17 protein-coding genes are annotated in these 13,367 nt (G+C 69.0%); 3 read left to right on the top strand and 14 right to left on the bottom strand.

Annotated features, from left to right (window positions below):
* Positions 1 to 36 precede the first annotated feature (36 nt).
* The 10 genes from AC1ROD_RS10920 to AC1ROD_RS10875 form a co-directional block, all read right to left on the bottom strand.
* Complete coding sequence (locus AC1ROD_RS10920; RefSeq protein ID WP_492948266.1) at positions 37 to 465, bottom strand: hypothetical protein; 429 nt, start codon at positions 463 to 465, stop codon at positions 37 to 39.
* Entirely contained in the window at positions 462 to 959 is a 498-nt protein-coding gene (locus AC1ROD_RS10915; protein ID WP_492948265.1) for a hypothetical protein, read from the bottom strand. The genes AC1ROD_RS10920 and AC1ROD_RS10915 overlap by 4 nt, the downstream gene beginning before the upstream one ends.
* A complete protein-coding gene (locus tag AC1ROD_RS10910) occupies positions 959 to 1,246 on the bottom strand; it encodes a hypothetical protein (protein WP_492948264.1) in 288 nt (95 codons plus the stop codon). The genes AC1ROD_RS10915 and AC1ROD_RS10910 overlap by 1 nt, the downstream gene beginning before the upstream one ends.
* 1 nt (position 1,247) lies before the next feature.
* The gene (locus AC1ROD_RS10905) at positions 1,248 to 1,535 is read right to left on the bottom strand and encodes a hypothetical protein (RefSeq protein ID WP_492948263.1); all 288 of its coding nucleotides are present in this window, start codon (positions 1,533 to 1,535) and stop codon (positions 1,248 to 1,250) included.
* Positions 1,535 to 1,873: an NAD(P) transhydrogenase subunit alpha part 2 gene (locus tag AC1ROD_RS10900; protein WP_492948262.1), complete on the bottom strand. Its 339-nt coding sequence runs from the start codon at positions 1,871 to 1,873 to the stop codon at positions 1,535 to 1,537. Before AC1ROD_RS10900 ends, AC1ROD_RS10905 begins: the two co-directional genes overlap by 1 nt.
* 2 nt (positions 1,874 to 1,875) lie before the next feature.
* A complete protein-coding gene (locus tag AC1ROD_RS10895; protein ID WP_492948261.1) occupies positions 1,876 to 2,109 on the bottom strand; it encodes a hypothetical protein in 234 nt (77 codons plus the stop codon).
* A complete protein-coding gene (locus AC1ROD_RS10890; protein ID WP_492948260.1) occupies positions 2,106 to 3,239 on the bottom strand; it encodes a Re/Si-specific NAD(P)(+) transhydrogenase subunit alpha in 1,134 nt (377 codons plus the stop codon). Before AC1ROD_RS10890 ends, AC1ROD_RS10895 begins: the two co-directional genes overlap by 4 nt.
* 141 nt (positions 3,240 to 3,380) lie before the next feature.
* Positions 3,381 to 3,638 carry an aa3-type cytochrome c oxidase subunit IV gene (locus tag AC1ROD_RS10885; RefSeq protein ID WP_492948259.1) on the bottom strand — a complete coding sequence of 86 codons (258 nt, stop codon included), beginning with the start codon at positions 3,636 to 3,638 and terminating at the stop codon, positions 3,381 to 3,383.
* A gap of 90 nt (positions 3,639 to 3,728) precedes the next feature.
* Positions 3,729 to 5,534, bottom strand: coding sequence for a M3 family oligoendopeptidase (locus AC1ROD_RS10880; protein WP_492948258.1), 1,806 nt, complete (start codon positions 5,532 to 5,534; stop codon positions 3,729 to 3,731).
* 42 nt (positions 5,535 to 5,576) lie between these two features.
* Positions 5,577 to 5,813 carry a hypothetical protein gene (locus AC1ROD_RS10875; protein ID WP_492948257.1) on the bottom strand — a complete coding sequence of 79 codons (237 nt, stop codon included), beginning with the start codon at positions 5,811 to 5,813 and terminating at the stop codon, positions 5,577 to 5,579.
* Positions 5,814 to 5,927: 114 nt separating this feature from the next.
* Here AC1ROD_RS10875 and AC1ROD_RS10870 point away from each other — a divergent pair, with 114 nt between their 5' ends.
* Positions 5,928 to 6,914 (top strand): helix-turn-helix transcriptional regulator, encoded by a 987-nt coding sequence (locus AC1ROD_RS10870; RefSeq protein ID WP_492948256.1) that lies wholly within the window; start codon positions 5,928 to 5,930, stop codon positions 6,912 to 6,914.
* 93 nt (positions 6,915 to 7,007) lie between these two features.
* Positions 7,008 to 8,450: a hypothetical protein gene (locus AC1ROD_RS10865; protein WP_492948255.1), complete on the top strand. Its 1,443-nt coding sequence runs from the start codon at positions 7,008 to 7,010 to the stop codon at positions 8,448 to 8,450.
* Positions 8,451 to 8,453: 3 nt separating this feature from the next.
* On the opposite strand, the gene AC1ROD_RS10860 is transcribed toward AC1ROD_RS10865, so the two are convergent.
* The 3 genes from AC1ROD_RS10860 to AC1ROD_RS10850 all read right to left on the bottom strand — a co-directional run bounded on the left by AC1ROD_RS10860 (position 8,454) and on the right by AC1ROD_RS10850 (position 10,515).
* The gene (locus AC1ROD_RS10860) at positions 8,454 to 8,735 is read right to left on the bottom strand and encodes a type II toxin-antitoxin system RelE/ParE family toxin (protein ID WP_492948254.1); all 282 of its coding nucleotides are present in this window, start codon (positions 8,733 to 8,735) and stop codon (positions 8,454 to 8,456) included.
* Positions 8,732 to 9,007: a hypothetical protein gene (locus AC1ROD_RS10855; RefSeq protein WP_492948253.1), complete on the bottom strand. Its 276-nt coding sequence runs from the start codon at positions 9,005 to 9,007 to the stop codon at positions 8,732 to 8,734. The genes AC1ROD_RS10860 and AC1ROD_RS10855 overlap by 4 nt, the downstream gene beginning before the upstream one ends.
* 65 nt (positions 9,008 to 9,072) lie before the next feature.
* Positions 9,073 to 10,515 carry a helix-turn-helix domain-containing protein gene (locus AC1ROD_RS10850; RefSeq protein ID WP_492948252.1) on the bottom strand — a complete coding sequence of 481 codons (1,443 nt, stop codon included), beginning with the start codon at positions 10,513 to 10,515 and terminating at the stop codon, positions 9,073 to 9,075.
* A 153-nt stretch (positions 10,516 to 10,668) separates the two neighbouring features.
* Between AC1ROD_RS10850 and AC1ROD_RS10845 the strand changes: the two genes are divergently transcribed.
* Positions 10,669 to 10,887, top strand: a complete 219-nt coding sequence (locus tag AC1ROD_RS10845; protein WP_207932315.1) for a hypothetical protein — start codon at positions 10,669 to 10,671, stop codon at positions 10,885 to 10,887.
* A gap of 27 nt (positions 10,888 to 10,914) precedes the next feature.
* Here AC1ROD_RS10845 and AC1ROD_RS10840 read toward each other — a convergent pair whose 3' ends face one another.
* Complete coding sequence (locus tag AC1ROD_RS10840) at positions 10,915 to 13,197, bottom strand: ATP-binding protein (protein ID WP_492948251.1); 2,283 nt, start codon at positions 13,195 to 13,197, stop codon at positions 10,915 to 10,917.
* Between the last annotated feature and the right edge of the window lie 170 nt (positions 13,198 to 13,367).

The raw sequence follows: 13,367 nt of genomic DNA, 5'->3' as shown, positions 1-13,367 counted from the left end.
AGTCTCTTGTTGGTCGTGTCGCTTGAAGCTGGATCATCAGAACACCGTCGCCCGCGCCGGTCGCGCCGGGTCGTTGGTGCCCGCGGAGACGGTGCGTGTCCCCTCGCGGGCCAGGCCTAGACCGATCGGGCCCGGTCCGTCGGTCAGGGTCAGGACGCAGCGGCCGTCCGGGCCGGGCAACCGCCCCTGATCCGGGCCGCGCCCGGTCATCGTGAAGCCGTTGGCCCAGTGGTGCAGGTCGTACGGGCTGGCCCGGTAGGTGAGGGGGCGGAATCGGCAGGCCAGCCTCCAGCCGGTTCCGGCGGGCGCGGCGACCGACCAGCGCAGACCCTCGAACGGCGGTCCTGGCACATCGGTCGGCAACACGGCCGGGGGGCGGGCGTCCTGGGCCCGCGAAGACGCCGCCAGCAGGGCGGACAGGACGCAGGCCGCCAGACAGGCCAGGACTATGGCGGAGAGGTTCATGATCTCGCCGTCTCCTTCACGGAGTCGAGATCGGCGTCCTGGCGTTTGCGACGCTTGTCGAAAAGGCGCAGGGCGTAGCCGAGGGCGACACCGCCGCCAAGGAAGAGGGCGACCCACCCCGTCCCCCGTGCGACGCCCATCCACCCGCCTTCGTCGAAGGCCTTCAGGGCCAGAGATGCGGCGAAGAGAGCGATGCCGCCCAGGGACAGGCCGGACAGAACCACACGCGGCGCGCGCTGGAAGACGGTCTTGCCCGACAGAACCATGAGGAAGCCCACGATCGACAGGGCGAGGTGAAATTCCTTGAGGCTGCCGCGCGCGATCCAGAACAGTCCGAGGCAGCCGACGACCAGCAATCCCGTCATGATGCGGCCCGCGATGGTCAGAAGGCGCGTTGACCCGGCCGTGCGCCGTACGTCGCCGCCGGCGAACATCAGGGCGGCGCCGATCACACCGAGCACGGGCATGATGAGGAAGGCGAGAATGACCTCCATCACTCGTAGTCCCCCGGGCAGGCCGTCCGCGCCAGCCGCCACAGGGCGGCGACGATGAACAGGGGCGAGAGGAAGACCAGGGTCCAGTCGATGGCGTTCATCGGCCGCTCCTGGGCCACGATTCGCACCAGAACGGCCGAGAAGATCAGCACCACGCCGCAGTCCAGAAAGCGCAACTTGCGGATGGCGTTGGGTTCTCGGAAGAAGCTCCACGCCCACAGGCCCAGTCCCAGCCCCGTGGCGAGCCACGAGACCAGAACAGCCAGATGTGCGGGGCTGATGGGCATTTCAGTCGGCCCGCCGCCATTTGCGGAAGGTGCTCACGCCGCTCCAGGCGACGGCGGCGATGGTCACGATCAGAAGGGTGATCAACAGCGGCTTGTGCCCGTCCTGCGCGGCCTCCAGCGCCTGCCAGCCCCAGAAGGCCAGAAAGGCGGGGAACAGGATGGCCATCAGGAACAGCTCGACCCGCCGTCGCAACGGACGCGACATCCGTCCGCTGGACAGGACGAAGGCCAGGGCGCCCAGAAGGACAGCCGGGATCACGATCATCATGGCGATGTTCGCGGGCGTCATCAGGCTTTCGCCTCCGCCGGTTTCGCGGGCCGTTCCTTCTTTTTGTACATGGCCAGCATTCGCCGCGTGACCATGAAGCCGCCGAAGATGTTGACGCTGGCCAGGGTCACGGCCGCGACGCCCGCGCCCTTGGCGATCCAGGGCGTGGCTCCGGTGTCGCCGGCGGTCGCCGCCGCCGCGATCAGGCCGCCGACGACGATGACGCTGGAAATGGCGTTGGTCACGGCCATCAGCGGCGTGTGCAGGGCCGGAGTCACCGACCAGACCACATAATAGCCGACGAAGATCGCCAGCACGAAGATGGCCAGTCGGAAGACGGTGGGATCGACGTGTTCCATATTCAGGTCCTTTGTTCGAGGCGGGCGTCGATGCTGAGCAGGACTCGCAGGGCTCCACCGCAGAACACGCTGGAGAAGATCATGGGGAAGACATTCAGCAGGGCGCGCCCGAAGGCTTTGCCCGACTGGTCCATGGCGGAGCCGAACGTGAGCACAACGATCCCGAAGACAGGGCCGCCGACGAGCACGACATTGGCGAACAGGGTGAGCGCCTTCCTGAGGCGGTCCGAGATCATCCCCGCACGCCTTCATGCACCACGGCGCCGCCGTTGGTGACGACGGCCGCGCTGAGGATTTCGTCGTCCAGATCAAGGCCGACCGCGCCGTCCTTGAGGAACAGGCCGACGAAGGCCACCAGGTTCTTGGCGTAGAGGCTGGAGGCGTCCGAGGCGATGCGGCCGGGCAGGTTGGCGATGCCGACGATCTGGGCTCCGTTGGGGGTGACCACGGTCTCGCCGACCCTGGCGCCCTCGACATTACCGCCGGCCTCGACGGCCAGATCGATCAGGACCGAGCCCGGCTTCATCGTGCCCACCTGTTCGGCGGTGACCAGCACCGGCGCCGCGCGGCCGGGGATCAGGGCCGTGGTGATGACGATGTCCTGCTTCCGGATGTGTTCGCCGACGAGGACCGCCTGTTTGGCCTGATACTCCGCCGACATGGGCTTGGCGTAGCCGCCGGCCGTCTGGGCGTTCCTGAACTCCTCGTCCTCGACGGCGAGGAATTTCGCGCCCAGCGACTCGACCTGTTCCTTGGTCGCGGGGCGGACGTCGGTGGCGGTGACGACGGCGCCGAGACGACGCGCGGTGGCGATGGCCTGCAGGCCTGCCACGCCGACGCCCATGACGAAGACCTTGGCCGGGGCGACCGTGCCCGCCGCCGTCATCATCATCGGGAAGCCGCGCCCATAGGCGGCCGCCGCCTCGATCACCGCGCGATAGCCGGCGAGGTTGGCCTGTGACGACAGGGCGTCCATGACCTGGGCCCGGGTGATGCGGGGCACGAACTCCATGGCGAAGGCGGTGGAGCCGGCGCCGGCGAGGGCCGCGACGGTGTCCTTCTCGCGGTAGGCGTCCAGCAGGGCGACCACGATCGCGCCGGGCTTGAGGGCGCTGATCTCCTGCGCGGTCGGGCCGCGCACCTTGAGCAGGATGTCAGCGCCTTCCAGCACCGCGCGGGTGTCGGGCTTCACGGTCGCGCCGGCGGCGACATATTCGGCGTCAGGGAAGGACGACCCGGCGCCCGTGCCCGCCTCGACGGTCACGGTCGCGCCCAGGGCGACGAATTTCTTCACGGTCTCGGGTGTGACGGCGCAGCGCGTTTCGCCTTCACGGCGTTCGCGGGTCACGGCGATGGCGACGGCCAAACGAATCTCCCCAAGTCTTGTTCTTGGAAATCACGTTAGGCTGGAATGGATTGGTCCGTCAAAGCGCCAAAAGGCCGTTCGCAAGCGAAAGGCGTGCGCGAAACCCGATTTGACCGGCAGGACTTGCCGGTCGGGGCAGCCTCAGTGGGCCGACTTCGAACCCGACTTCAGCCAGAAGGCGCCGACGGCGAACAGGATCACGCCGAGAACCAGGCCGACCAGGATGTTGCCGCCCGGACGGAAGGCCATGACCAGGGCCAGCAGCAGGGCCGCGATGCCCAGCGAGCCCCAGCTGAACATGGCCTGGACCAGCTTCCAGGTCGCGGCCTGTTCGCCGATGGCCATGCTGCCGTGCTGATAGTCGTCAGCGCCGTGGGCGTCGTGGTGCGGGTCGGCCATGAGGTCTGCGTCCGGAAGAGTCGGTGGTTTTCGACTTATAGCGCGGCTTGCGCCGGGCTCAAGCCACAGTCTCGCCACGCGGGCTGAAGGTCAGAACGTCGCCTCGAACTGATCCACCAGCCGCTCCAATCGGCCGCAGCCGATAGTCCAGAAGGCCGGGTCGCGGGGGTTGAGGCCGAAGGGTTTCAGCGCCTCGTCATAGGTCCGGGTCCCGCCGCCGGCGAGGAGCTCGCGGTACAGGGGCGTGAAGGCGGCCGGGTCCTTGCGCCGGGTCTCCATCAGGGCCGCCACCAGCAGGTCGCCGAAGGCATAGGCATAGACGTAGAAGGGCGAGTGGACGAAGTGGCTGACGTAGGACCACCAGTGCTCATAGCCGGGGTTCAGGGTCACGGCCGGACCCAGTGAGGCGCCCATCTCCTCCAGCCAGATCTGGCCGATGCGTTCGGCCGGGACCTCGCCCGAGGCGCGCTCGTCGTGGAAGCGGGTCTCGAAGCGGTGGAAGGCGATCTGGCGGACCACGGTGTTCAGCCCGTCCTCGATCCGCCCGGCCAGCAGGCCGCGCTGCTCGGCTTTCGGGGCGGTCGCCAGCAGCCGGTCGAAGGTCAGGCCCTCGGCGAAGATCGACGCGGTCTCGGCCAGGGTGAGGGGCGTGTCGGCCAGCAGCGTGCCCTTGTCGGCGGCCAGGGTCTGGTGGATGCCGTGGCCCAACTCGTGCGCCAGGGTCAGGACGTCGCGCCGCTCGCCCATCCAGTTGAGGAAGACATAGGGGTGGCGGTCGGCGGTGACCGGGTGGGCATAGGCGCCCGACTGCTTGCCGGGCCGGGCGCGGCCGTCGATCCACGGATTGTCGAAGAAGCGATTGGCCCGGTCGGCGAACTCGGGACCGAGATCGCCGAAGCTGTCCAGCACCATGGCCTTGCCCTGCAGCCAGTCGAAGCCGCGCGGGGCTGAGGTATCGAGCGGGGCGTTGCGGTCCCACTGGTCCAGCGCCGTCTTGCCCATCGCCTTGGCCTTCAGGGCGTAATAGCGGTGCGACAGCTTCGGATAGGCGGCGGCGACGGCCTCGGCCATGGCGTCGACCGCCTCGCCGTGGACCTCATTGGCCAGGTGGCGGGCGTCGGCGGGGCGTTTGAAGCCGCGCCACTTGTCCTCCAGCGCCTTGTCGGCGGCGATGGTGTTCATGACCAGGGCCATGGTGGAGGTGCGGGCCCCGAGCGCCTCGCTCAGGCCTTCCGCCGCCGCCTTGCGCTTCGCCGCCTTGGGATCGGACAGCCGGTTCAGGGCCTCGGCCAGGGTCAGCTTCTCCTTGCCGACATCAGCCCGAAGGGCGGCGAGGGTTTCGTCGAACAGTCGGCTCCACTGGGCGGAGATCGGGCCGTGTTCGGCCAGATAGGTCTCCAGCTCCTGCGACAGCTCGTGCGGCTTCATCGCCCGCACCCGCCGCAGCCAGGGCCGCCAATTGGCCGCGCCCTCGTCGGCCAGCAGGGCGGCCTCGATTTCGGCGTCCTCCAGCTGGTTGATCTCCAGCGTCAGCCAGACCGTGGGGGTGGCGATGGCGGTCATCTTCTCGCGGATATCGGCCTCGAAGCCGTTGGCCTCGGCGTCGTCGCGCGCGGTCGAGGCGGCGAGGAAGGCGTAGGCGCCCAGACCGCCCAGCGCATCGGTCGCCCGCTCATAGAGGCCGATGGCCTTGTCCAGCAGGCCGCCCAGGGCCCTGGGCTCCGTCCGGGCCGCGATCAGCGTCCCCTGCAGGGCGTTCAACTCCGCCACTGCGGCCCGACCCTTGTCGAGGTCGGCGGCGATGCGCGCGTCCTGCCGCGAGGAATAGAGGTCCGACAAATCCCACAGCGGGGCTTCGGTCGAAGGGGCGGGGGGCGTCTTGAAGGGGGCGTTCATGTCCTCAACAGTGGGGACGTCCGCCGCCCGAGGCAACCGTCCTCAGGCCGCCATCCGCCACAGCAGGCTGTCGTCGGTGGCTTCCGAGAAGCTGCGCGCCTCGTCCCACATCGCGTCTTCCTCGGAGTAGCGGGCGCTGGCCGAGGCGGAGATGACGTCGATGACCTGTTCTTCCAGACGATCCCAGATGATGGCTAGGTCGCCGCAGCCCTCGGCCTCGCACGGGACGATCATGTAGCGGCTGGCGTTGACGGAAGCGTGGGGAGCGAAGCGGGCCATGGTCGTTTCCTTTGAGCGTTGCCTGAGGCGGTGTCTGAGGGGCGGTGTCTTGCCGATGATGGACAATGCGACGGCGTTGCGCCAAAATCGGACGTATCGTTCAGGAGGCCCGCGATGCGACACGACAAGGCGATGATGGTCATCGAACTGGCCCGGCGCATGGCCGCTTCGGCCGAGGGGTTGACGCTGGACGAGATGGCGCGCGAGAGCCGCGTCGGGCGGCGCACGGCCGAGCGGCTGCGCGACGCCGTCCTGATGCTGTTCCCGGCCGTGGAGGAGGTCAGCGACCCGCCGACCAAGCGCTGGCGCATCCGCGGCGGCTTGTCGGCGTTCGAACAGGCTCCGACCACGACCGAGCTGGTCGAGCTGACCAAGGCGGCGCAGGGGCTGAGGGCGACAGGGGAGGCGGGCCGGGCGGTGGCGCTGGAGAGCCTGGAACGCAAGCTCAAGTCGGCCATGCGCTCGACGACCCTGAACCGGCTGGCACCTGATCTTGAGGCCCTGGTCCGGGCCGAGACCATCGCGGTTCAGGCCGGGCCGCGTCCCTCGGCGGACGAGGCCGTTCTGGCGACCATTCGCGGGGCGGTGCTGGCGCAGCAGCCGCTGGGCTTTACCTATGCCCGACCGGGCGCCGAGCCGCGCCGACGCAGCGTCGCCCCGTGCGGCGTCATGTTCGGCCGCGCCAACTATCTGGTCGCGGCGGACCGGGAGAGCGGCCGCATCCAGACCTTCCGTCTGGACCGGATGAGCGCGGTGGAGGCGCAGGACGGCGTGGCCCCGCCGCCCGCCGACTTCGACCTGGCCGTCTTCGCCAGCCAGTCCTTCGGCATCTATCAGGACGAGATCGAGGAGGTGGTGCTGCACGTCTCGGCCCTGGGCGCCGCCGAGGCCCGGGCCTGGCGCTGGCATCCTACCCAGACGATCGAGGACCTGCCGGACGGCGGCGTCATCGTCCGCTTCCGCGCCTCGGGCATGCGCGAACTGGCCTGGCACCTGTTCACGTGGGGCGAGCAGGTCACGATCGTCGGGCCGCAGCGGCTGAAGGCGACCATGGCCGGGGAACTCGCGGCGGCCCAACGGGCTTTGGAAGCCGCGCCCTGATCAGCCGTCGCGTTTCGGCCCCGGGGATGAGCAAAGCTTAAGGTGACGGTTCGCCAGCGCGCCGGTATCCGCGATTTCGACCTCGGAGGCCCCATGCGATCCATCGCCGCTCTCGTCGCTTTCACCCTGCTGACCGCCGGCTGCGCCGCGGCCGAGCCCGTGTCCGCGCCCACCGTTCAGGGCGTGATCACTGGACCCGTGAAGGCCTCGGTGCTGCGCGACGGAGACCGCTGGACGGTCGACTATCAGTTCAATGACAGCGCGCCGGTCTGGGTCTTCCAGCGCTCGGCCCTGCTGCGCGTCGGCCGCCAGCCCTGGCGGCCGCAATGGTGGTCGGTAGAGACGCCGGGCGTCGTGCTCGAGCGTCAGGGGCGGTACGACGTCCTGCGCATGGCGAATGGCGGCCCGGTGCCGCGCGAGGTCCGTATCGTCATGCATCCGCGCGCCGGGGATCTGGAGGCCGACTACGATCCGGCCCTGATCTTCACCGACGGCACGGTCGCCCTCTATTCCGGCCAGTTCGACGTCATGCCCATGGGCTCGGTCGAGGCCGCCCGGGCGCTGCCGCTGGACCTCAACGGCGTCGACCTGCCCAACAGCGACCCGGCCGAGGTGCGCTGGCAGGACAAGGCTGGTCCGGTCCTGTTCAAGGGCGAGCGGGTGGACGCCCCCGTCGCGGCCAAGGCCGATACCTATGTCCTGTTCGGCGAGGCCAGCATCCGCCAGAGCCCCGGCGTGACCACGGTCATCGATCCCGGCCTGCCGCACTGGCTGGGCGAGGAACTGGGCCGGTTCACCCCACAGGTCATGAGTGTCTATGAAAAGCGGCTGGGCGAGAGCCGGGGCGGTCTCCCGACCCTGATGGTCAGCTGGACGGGCCCGACCGAACATGTCTCCAGCATGGGCGGCAGCGTCCTGCCCGGGCTGATCTCTATGAATTTCGAAGGGGAGGGAGTGCTGGACCCCGACGCCGCCGCCCTGTCGCGCGCTCGCTGGTTCATCGGCCATGAGAGCGCCCACTTCTGGCTGGGCTCCAACGGGCTCAAGTATCAGTTCGCGCGCGAGGCCTGGATCACCGAGGGCGGCGCTGACCTGATGGCCGTGCGCGCCATCCAGTCCATCGACCCGACCTATGACGCCCGCGCCGAGTTGCAGCGCGAGGTCGACGACTGCGTGCGGCTGGCGGCCGGCAAGCCCATCGCCACGGCCGGAGAGCGGGGCGACAACCGCGCCTACTATGCCTGCGGCGCGGTCTGGAGCATGGCCTATGAGGCGGCGCGCAAGGCCCGGCGCGGCGGCGGCGACTTCATCGACGTCGTCGCCGACTTCCAGCGCGACTTCGGCGAGGACGGCATCCTGACCCGCGAGGAATGGCTGACCGGCCTGACCCGCGCCGCCCGCGATCCATCCCTGCGGCTCAGCATCGAACAGATGCTGGATCAGGGCGTCGCCGACCCGACCGTCCCGATCGGTCGCCTGTTTGATCGGACGGGCGTGGCGTATCAGATGGTGGGCGGGAAGATCGTGCTGAGCTGAGGCTCAACGGTCCTCGCGCATGTGGAAGATGCGGGCGATGATGATGGCATCGGGATCGACGCGGTACTGGATGACATAGCCGCTGTCTCCGAAAGGCAGGTAGAGTTCGCGGCGCCCACCGCCGATCGACGCGCCTCTGTCCGGAAACTGGTCCAGACCGAGGATGCCCGTTCGAATGATGCGCGCGCCGCGTCGAGCGACCTCCGGCGAGAAGGCTTTCAGAAAGTCGCGCAAGCGTTCGAGGTCGCGTTCGGCCCTGGCTTCAAGCCGGACAGGACGGCTCACCGCCCGGCGGCGTCCGCGTCGACTGCGGCGACAAAGACATCCAGAGCCGACTTCGCGTCCACGGACTCACCCGTCCGGTCATAGTCCGCCAGGCGTCGGTCGGCCTCAGTCCAGTCGTGGGCGCCCTGGAAGGCGGCGGCCTCTTCGGCCATTCCATCCGGAGCAAGAGCGGTTTCCAGAACCATCGCTGCGAAGGCCTCGACCGACAGGCCGGCGGCCTCGGCCGCGACGGTCAGGCGTCGCAGGAGATCGTCGCTGAGGGTGACGGTCAAGGCGCGGTTCATGCCGAATGACTAGCAGATGTGGGGTCGCTCATCCAGCAACCGGAGGTTGGCGATCAGGCCCCGGAGAACGGATAGGGGCTGACCGACTTGGACCAGTCGTCCACTGTCAGGGGGCGATCGACGGGCGGGGCGGCGCGTTCGGCGCAGGGGTGGCGGTGGCACAGGCGGCAGGCCGGGCCGATGGGGGTGACCTCGGGGTTCTGAAGGTCCAGGCCCCGGGCGTAGATCAGTCGGTGGGCGTGGCGCAGTTCGCAGCCCAGGCCGACGGCGAGGTCGGCGCCCTCGGAGAAGGCGTCGTGCCCCTGACGATCCACAGTGCGGGCCAGGGTGAACCAGCGGCCGCCGGGTTTGCCGTCCTGGGGCGGGGTTTCGATGATCTGGGTGATGATCCGGCCCGGCGTGCGGAACGCCGAGTGCAGCCGCCAGCGCGGGCAGGCGCCGCCGAAGCGCGAGAAGGGAAAGCCCGCCGCCGCATAGCGTTTCGAGATATTGCCCGCCTGATCCACGCGCATCAGGAAGAAGGGCACGCCGCGAGCCGTCAGGCGCGACAGGGTCGTCAGCCGGTGCGCCGCCTGTTCGAAGCTGACGCCGAAGCGCGCCTGCAGCCGCGCGAGATCATAGCCGGTCTCCTCCGCCGCCCGCTGGAACGGGCCGTAGGGCATCAGGACGGCGGCGGTCAGGGTGTTGGTCAGGGAGACCTTCAGAAGGTCGCGGCTGACGGCGTCGGGCATGTCGGCGGCGTCGGCCACGCTTGCCAGCTCGACCTCATGCTCGGCCAGAACCAGCTGATAGACGACGGCGAAGGCGCGCGAGGCGGGGCCCAGGGTCTCGGACACCAGCAGCCGACGACGGTGCGGGTCGAAGCGGCGGGTCCATTCGACCATGACCTCGGCGGGCATGACCTTGACCGTCAGATTGTGCCGCTCGGCCAGACGGGCGCGGGCCAGGATCTCGACGCTGTCGCCGGTCGCATTGGCGGTCAGGGCGGCGTGCAGGGCCTCGCCCAGCGTATCCAGCTCCGGAAAGTGGTTCTGGCGGGACTGGATCCAGTCGCGGACCCGGTCGGCGGGGGTGTCCTCAAGCCCTGCGCCGCCGCGCTCGGCCTCGATGCGATCGCGGGCGCGGCGGTCGGCGAAGGCGCGATAGAGCCGCAGCATGGCGTCGGCGGCGGCGGGCGCCTCGTCGGCCAGCTGCAGGATCTCATGGCGCGGCACGCTGAGGCCCTGGAACAGGGGATCGGTCAGAAGCTCGGTCAGTTCGGCTTCCGAGGCATGGCCGGCCGGGGCGTTCAGCCGGCGCAGATCGACGTCATAGGTGTCGGCCAGCCGCAGCAGCAGCTGGGCCGAGACGGGCCTCTGGTTGCGCTCGATATGGTTCAGATAGCTGGGGGAGACACCAAGGTCGGCGGCCATGGCCGTCTGGGTCAGGGCGAGCTCGCGCCGCAGCCGCTTCAGCCGGCCGCCGAGGAAGAGCTTGTGATCGACGGCGGCGTCCATCCGCGAAGGATGTCACATCGTGACTGAAAGGCAAGTGTCACATCATGACAAGATGACTTCGCGTTGGCCCGTGAGGCGGTATCAATATGACTTCCGGCGTGTTGATGTCAGGTCAGGGCGGCGGGCCTTCCGCTGCCGCAAAGGAGACCCGCCATGGAACCGCTCAGCCGCCCCCAGGCCATCATCGACTTCTGTCTGGCCCCGCTGGACCTCGATCCGTCCGCGACGGGCGCCGAGGAGACGCGCCGCCGTCTGGAGCATGTGATCAAGACCTTCCAGTCCAAGCTGGCCAAGGCTTCCAGCCCGATCAGCGTCGACTTCTCGAACATGCCCTCGCAGGTCATCAACGAGGCGGCCCACGGCTACGAATAGGCGGGCAGGCGAGGGCGTTCGGCCGGCCTAGGCCGCCAGCGCCCTTTGCTGTTCGCCCAGGTCGTAGACCATTTCCAGCAGTTCGGCCGCGTTGAACGGCTTGGCCAGGTGGCGGTCGGCGCCGGCGGCCTGGCCCGCGGCGACATGCTCGGCCAGGGCGTTGGCGGTGAGCATCACGATCGGCGTCCGGTTCAGACCCATGGCCGTCTCGTGCAGGCGGATCTCGCGCGTCGCGGTCAGCCCGTCCATGACTGGCATCTGCATGTCCATCAGCACCAGGTCGTAGCCGCCGTCGCGATAGGCCGCGAGCGCCTGTGCGCCGTCCTCGACCGAGGTCATGTCGACAGCGGCCTGGGCCAGGATCAGTTCGACGACGCGGCGGTTGGTCGGGTGGTCGTCGGCCAGAAGCACGCGGATCCGATGCGGTTCAAGATCGTCGGCGTCGGGCTCGGCCTCCACCGAAGCGGCGGGCTCCTGCGCCTCGATCAGGGGCAGGGTCAGGATGAAGGCCGAACCGCCGCCGGGCTCGCTCTCGCAATCCAGATCACCGCCCATCATTTCGGCCAGCTGGCGGCAGATGGCCAGGCCCAGACCGGTGCCGCCGAAGCGGCGCGTGATCGTGCCGTCCGCCTGTTCGAAACGGGTGAACAGGCGGTCGCGGGCCTCTGCGTCGAAGCCCACTCCAGTGTCCTCCACGGTGAAGCGCAGCATGGCCGAGCCGTCGGCGCGCTGGCCGCGGCAGGCGGTCAGGCTGACGAAGCCCTGGTCGGTGAATTTCACGGCGTTGGAGACCAGATTGGTCAGCACCTGCTTGACGCGGACGACGTCGCCCCGGACCCAGGCGGCCGCCTCGGGCTCGATGTCGACGAAGAAGGAGAGTCCCTTTTCAGCGGCGCTCGCGGCGTAGAGCTGGGCGGCTTCACGAACGGCGCGGCCCAGGTCGAACGGCTCGTCGGCGATGTCCATGCGGCCGGATTCGACACGGGCCAGATCCAGGATGTCGCTGAGCAGGGTCTGCAGGGTGTGGCCCGACGACTGGATCAGCTCCAGCATCTCGGTCTGTTCCGCCGTCAGCTCGGTGCGGGCGAGGGCCTGGGTCAGGCCGATGACGCCGTTCAGGGGCGTGCGGATCTCATGGCTCATATTGGCCAGGAATTCGGACTTGGCGCGGTTGGCGGCCTCGGCGGCGTCGCGGGCCTCGGCCAGGGCGCGGGCGTCGCGCTTCAGGTCGGTGATGTCGTTGCAGACCGTGACCATGCCGCCAGCGGCGGTGCGGCGATCCTGAACGCGCAGCCAGCGGTCGTCCTCGACGTGCTGTTCCAGGGTGCAGGACAGGGCCTTGCGCGCGGCCAGACGTTCGGCGATCCAGGCCTCTTCATTACCGGCGGCCTCGGTATAACGGCCGGCGGCGACGCCGATGCGGATGATCTTCTCGAAGGACATGCCGACCGTCAGGGCCGCGGCGATCTCGGGGTTCACCTCGGCGTAGCGGGCGTTCCAGACCACCAGCCGCTCGTCGGCGTCGAAGAAGGCCAGGCCGTCCGGCATGGCGTCGACCGCCTCGCGGATCTGGGCCAGGGCGTTGTTGCGCGACCAGGAGGCGACGCCGACCACGAAGGCCGCCATGGCGATGATCACGGCGACGCCGGTCGCCAGCCAGAACAGCAGGCCGGTCTCGCCCATGCCGCCGGCCAGGACCACGCTGGGGTCGGGCACGATGTCGATGGCCGCCATGGAGCCGAAATGCAGGACGCAGACGCTCATCAGCGCAAAGAAGGTGACCAGCGGCAGCCGCCAGCGCGAGGTCGTCTGCGCAGGCACGCCCGCCAGCACGCCGAACCCGAGGCTGATGAGCACGGACACGGCGGCGATCGCGGGATGATGCACGAACCGTGCGCCTTCGAAGGTGACGGCGGCGACGCCGACATAATGCATGGCGGCGACCGACGAGGCGCCGGTCACAGCGCCGATGATGCGCCGGCCCCGGTCAACGCCGCCGCGGCCCAGGACCACGCAGGCCGACAGGCCGATGACGGCGATCAGCAGGGAAAAGAGCGTGCCTGCCGGGTCGTAGCGGACGGCGAAACCGGGATTGTAGCCGACCATGGCGACGAAATGCGTCGTCCAGATCGACAGGGCCAGGACCAGCGCGCCCGAAAGCTTGTACAGGCGGCGTGCCTGCCGCTCGGCGGATCGGCCCAGGCCGACCAGGGTGATCGCCGTCGCGATACCGCCCGCGCACACCACCGCCGCCAGCAGCACGAAGCGCCAGTCGTGTTGGGTCGTCAGGCAGTAGATGATGCGATGCACCGGTTCGGAATCCCCCTTCAGTGGGTGCATCGTCGGCGAAACAGGTAAAGAAACCGCCCCAAAGGCCACGCTTTTTGGCCCGAGGCGTTCATTTTCCTTGATGTGACGACCGTCGTCATCCGGACGTGTCAGGACGATGCTAGGACTCGACGAATCAACCGCTCGATCTG

It is taken from the genome of Brevundimonas sp. GW821-FHT12E07 (genome assembly GCF_058807035.1).
The sequence above is the reverse complement of the archived record's forward strand: the minus strand, read 5'-3'. Positions and strand labels throughout refer to the sequence as shown.

Coding starts and splice junctions, on each gene's coding strand:
- AC1ROD_RS10920 (WP_492948266.1), bottom strand. CDS start 465: ATGAACCTCTCCGCCATAGTCCTGGCCTGTCTGGCGGCCTGCGTCCTG.
- AC1ROD_RS10915 (WP_492948265.1), bottom strand. CDS start 959: ATGGAGGTCATTCTCGCCTTCCTCATCATGCCCGTGCTCGGTGTGATC.
- AC1ROD_RS10910 (WP_492948264.1), bottom strand. CDS start 1,246: ATGCCCATCAGCCCCGCACATCTGGCTGTTCTGGTCTCGTGGCTCGCC.
- AC1ROD_RS10905 (WP_492948263.1), bottom strand. CDS start 1,535: ATGACGCCCGCGAACATCGCCATGATGATCGTGATCCCGGCTGTCCTT.
- AC1ROD_RS10900 (WP_492948262.1), bottom strand. CDS start 1,873: ATGGAACACGTCGATCCCACCGTCTTCCGACTGGCCATCTTCGTGCTG.
- AC1ROD_RS10895 (WP_492948261.1), bottom strand. CDS start 2,109: ATGATCTCGGACCGCCTCAGGAAGGCGCTCACCCTGTTCGCCAATGTC.
- AC1ROD_RS10885 (WP_492948259.1), bottom strand. CDS start 3,638: ATGGCCGACCCGCACCACGACGCCCACGGCGCTGACGACTATCAGCAC.
- AC1ROD_RS10880 (WP_492948258.1), bottom strand. CDS start 5,534: ATGAACGCCCCCTTCAAGACGCCCCCCGCCCCTTCGACCGAAGCCCCG.
- AC1ROD_RS10875 (WP_492948257.1), bottom strand. CDS start 5,813: ATGGCCCGCTTCGCTCCCCACGCTTCCGTCAACGCCAGCCGCTACATG.
- AC1ROD_RS10870 (WP_492948256.1), top strand. CDS start 5,928: ATGCGACACGACAAGGCGATGATGGTCATCGAACTGGCCCGGCGCATG.
- AC1ROD_RS10865 (WP_492948255.1), top strand. CDS start 7,008: ATGCGATCCATCGCCGCTCTCGTCGCTTTCACCCTGCTGACCGCCGGC.
- AC1ROD_RS10850 (WP_492948252.1), bottom strand. CDS start 10,515: ATGGACGCCGCCGTCGATCACAAGCTCTTCCTCGGCGGCCGGCTGAAG.
- AC1ROD_RS10845 (WP_207932315.1), top strand. CDS start 10,669: ATGGAACCGCTCAGCCGCCCCCAGGCCATCATCGACTTCTGTCTGGCC.